At 27.2% G+C, this 2,871-nt stretch carries 3 protein-coding genes and 1 tRNA gene; 3 read left to right on the forward strand and 1 reads right to left on the reverse strand.

Annotated elements, in window-relative coordinates; translation table 11 throughout:
* Nucleotides 1-20 precede the first annotated feature (20 nt).
* The 3 genes from B2S02_RS18200 (at nt 21) to B2S02_RS18210 (ending at nt 1,849) form a co-directional block, all read left to right on the forward strand.
* Nucleotides 21-96: transfer RNA gene (locus tag B2S02_RS18200), tRNA-Lys, on the forward strand.
* Between the two features lie 95 nt (nt 97-191).
* Complete coding sequence (locus B2S02_RS18205; RefSeq protein ID WP_346849315.1) at nt 192-707, forward strand: GNAT family protein; 516 nt, start codon at nt 192-194, stop codon at nt 705-707.
* 38 nt (nt 708-745) lie between these two features.
* Nucleotides 746-1,849: a mechanosensitive ion channel family protein gene (locus tag B2S02_RS18210; protein ID WP_346849314.1), complete on the forward strand. Its 1,104-nt coding sequence runs from the start codon at nt 746-748 to the stop codon at nt 1,847-1,849.
* 41 nt (nt 1,850-1,890) lie between these two features.
* Here the strand turns inward: B2S02_RS18210 and B2S02_RS18215 are convergent, their stop codons facing one another.
* On the reverse strand, nt 1,891-2,637 hold the full coding sequence (locus B2S02_RS18215) for a hypothetical protein (RefSeq protein ID WP_346849313.1): 747 nt from the start codon (nt 2,635-2,637) through the stop codon (nt 1,891-1,893).
* Nucleotides 2,638-2,871 lie beyond the last annotated feature (234 nt).

Here is a 2,871-nt window from a genome sequence, read left to right on the forward strand (position 1 = left end):
TGTTGCCAGGTTTTTAACGTGGTTCACTAGCTCAGTCGGTAGAGCACATGACTTTTAATCATGGTGTCCGGGGTTCGATCCCCCGGTGAGCCACCAAAAGCACTTCATATGGAGTGCTTTTTTTATATATAAAATAATAAATTTAATTTATAATAATATGAGAAGTAGCATTTTGGTATGGAGGGTAGGAAGTGTATAATATATGTGAAGGACAACGAATTTATTTAAGAAATATAGAATTAAATGATGCTAAATTGGTTGCTAAATGGAAAGATGAAATAGTAATGAGAAAAATGTCCGTGGGATTAAATACAAATATAAGTTATGAAAATCAATTTCAAGACATTAAGCTTAGCATAGAAGAAGGAGAAGAATTATATTTAATTATTGCATTAAAAGATAATAATGAACCTATAGGATACATAAGAATGAACTGGTTAGATGAAAATAAAGAAATGGCTTGGCTTAGGTTTGGATTAGGAAGTCATAGGCAAGAGGGATATGCTAAGGAAGGATTAAAATTAATTATAGATTATTTATTTAGCATTGGAACTCATAGGATTGATGCAGAGGTGTTAATGTTTAACTATCCTAGTCAAGGCACATTAAGGTCATTAGGTTTTCTTCATGAAGGAACAAGAAGACAAGCATATTATGATGGAGAAGAATATGTTGATGTTTTTGTTTTTGGAATTGTAAAGGAATAAATAATGAAAACTAAGTTTTTATATAGGAGGAAAGATAAATGGTAATAGCTCAAGTAGAGATATTAACGAATAAATATGTACAGATTATATTAAATAGTAAATTTTTTGAAGTGTGGAAGTCAATTGCAATAGGAGTAGGAATATTCGTATTGTTAATGTTTCTAAGGAACATATTTGCTAAATATATTATAAAGATATTAGATGGTATATTTAAAGCTTTAAAAATTAAAAGTGCTAGAAAAATATTGAGTGCATTTGAAAAACCTATAAAAATGGCATTTATAGTAATGGGTGTATACATATTTATGAGTATACTGAATTCATCACTGGGATGGAATATTAGCAGTATAATTAATAAATTATTAGGGACATCAATTATAGTATTATTTGCTAATGGATTAATTAACATTACTAATAATTCAGATGATTTTTTATTTAGAGCTACAGATAAATATGATATAAAAGTTAATACTGTATTAATACCTATGATGGCCAAAGGAATAAAGTATTTAATTATAGCTTTTGCAATTATACAAGTAGCGAATATTTGGGGGCTAGATGTAAATGCTTTTATAACAGGAATAGGTTTAGGGGGAGTTGTAATAGCTTTGGCAGCAAAAGATTTTGCTGCCAATATGATGTCAGGTGTCATAATATTTATGGATAATCCTTTTACAATAGGTGATTGGATTAAGTGTAAGGAGATAGAGGGAATAGTAGAAGATATTAGTTTTAGAAGTACAAGAATAAGAACTTTTGATAAAGTGTTAATAACGGTTCCTAACTCATTACTAGTAAATGATTCAATTTTAAACTTTAACAAGAGAGAGTTAAGAAGAGTAACTATGAATATAGGAGTAACCTATGATACAGCTACTGAGCAGCTTCAAAGGTGTGTTAGTAGCATAAAGGATATGCTAAAGAATCATGATGGAGTAGATAGTGAGAGTATTCATGTTAGCTTTAGCACATTTAATGAAAGTAGTTTAGACATAGGTATGTATTTTTTTATAAATAGAATTGAATTCAATGAATATATGGAGATTAAAGAAGATATAAATTATAATATAATGAAAATTCTAAGTGATGAGGAAGTAAGCATTGCTTTCCCAACAAAAAGTGTATATATAGAAAATAAATAAAAGGTTTAGGTAGTTCTTATTTGAATTACCTAAACCTTTTATTACTCATTTATAAAGTCAATAATTTCGTTGTATAAACTTCTTACACCATAATGCCAGTTTTGATCAGCAGAGTACTTTCTATTAATCCATACTAAAGGATCGACACTATCAGGTCTATCCTTAGATAGATTTATAATTGTACGACAAGCAATTTCTGATGCATCTACAATATCAGTATTATAACTTTGCCAACTACAAAATACATTATAAGGATTGTTAGCTATTTTAGTAGCACTTACATGATCTTGAGGAACAAAGCTTTGTTCTTGACCTGTAATAGCAAATAGCAGTATAGGATTAATATTAAAATCTCTACCAACTTCTATTATGGATGAAAAGTAAGGTTCATCCTTAAGTATAGAAGATCTATTAGCTAAATAAGATTTTAATAAGTTTTCATCTATAACTTTATATTTAAACCAATCAGGTAAATGCATAGTTTGGTTTATCGCTTTTTCACTTACTTGATTATTGTAATACAAATTTTTACATTTTTGTTGAGACTTTTGTATAGAATAAGAATTATATTCAGAATTATATTTTGAAAGTTCAGTGGTTAATGTATTAGAGTTATTAACTCTATAAGTTATAGATAGAGTATTTATTGATTTTATGTCACTGTTGATTAATTTTGTATTTTTATTAGATGTATTTTGTCCTTGCTCTGTGGTTGATAAATTAATAAGTTGCAATACTAATATAAATATAACAACTAGAGGAATAAAACTTTTTTCTTTCTTCTTCATAAATTTAATCACCATATTTCCCAAAATTTTTATTAATAATTATAATCTGTCCAAAAAAATAATAAATATTCAATTTACATATTTTTTCAAAAGGTAAGAGGTAATTAATTTTAGACAATGGTAATTATTCATTTATGCTTATACCAATAAACAATATAAGTAAATGCATGATATAAATGTATAAATGCAATTAATAGATTAAATAAACAAATCCTAGTGTATCAATATTAGGAT

The organism is Clostridium sp. UBA7339, assembly GCF_002470865.1.
GTDB classification, from domain to species: Bacteria; Bacillota; Clostridia; order Clostridiales; family Clostridiaceae; genus Clostridium_J; species Clostridium_J sulfidigenes.

Coding starts and splice junctions, on each gene's coding strand:
- B2S02_RS18215 (WP_346849313.1), bottom strand. CDS start 2,637: ATGAAGAAGAAAGAAAAAAGTTTTATTCCTCTAGTTGTTATATTTATA.
- B2S02_RS18210 (WP_346849314.1), top strand. CDS start 746: ATGGTAATAGCTCAAGTAGAGATATTAACGAATAAATATGTACAGATT.